We start from the raw sequence: 268 nt of genomic DNA, 5'->3' as shown, positions 1-268 counted from the left end.
ACCACCACAACTCTCATTTATCTGTGCTTTCTATTCACTATCATAAATATACCTAAACCTAATAACCAAATAGTGGCAGGCTCAGGTACGTCAACTGCTCCGCAACCTTGATGTCCAATGATACTGATTGTTGCAGCAAATGTGACGGTACTGCTTACTGAAAAAACACCACCACAACTCTCATTTATCTGTGCTTTCTATTCACTATCATAAATATACCTAAACCTAATAACCAAATAGTGGCAGGCTCAGGTACGTCAACTGCTCC

The 268-nt window shown here is 39.9% G+C and carries 2 protein-coding genes; both read right to left on the bottom strand.

Translation table 11 applies throughout. The features are described from left to right. Nucleotides 1-17: 17 nt before the first annotated feature. Nucleotides 18-119 (bottom strand): PEP-CTERM sorting domain-containing protein, encoded by a 102-nt coding sequence (locus H4J76_RS20350; protein ID WP_404842546.1) that lies wholly within the window; start codon nucleotides 117-119, stop codon nucleotides 18-20. A gap of 65 nt (nucleotides 120-184) precedes the next feature. Further along, nucleotides 185-268: PEP-CTERM sorting domain-containing protein (locus H4J76_RS20345; protein WP_182231155.1), on the bottom strand; the 84-nt coding region annotated here is incomplete at its 5' end.

The organism is Colwellia sp. BRX9-1 (assembly GCF_014077195.1).
GTDB lineage: Bacteria > Pseudomonadota > Gammaproteobacteria > Enterobacterales > Alteromonadaceae > Colwellia_A.
Note: the sequence above shows the minus strand (reverse complement) of the source record. Positions and strands in the feature narration are given on the sequence as shown.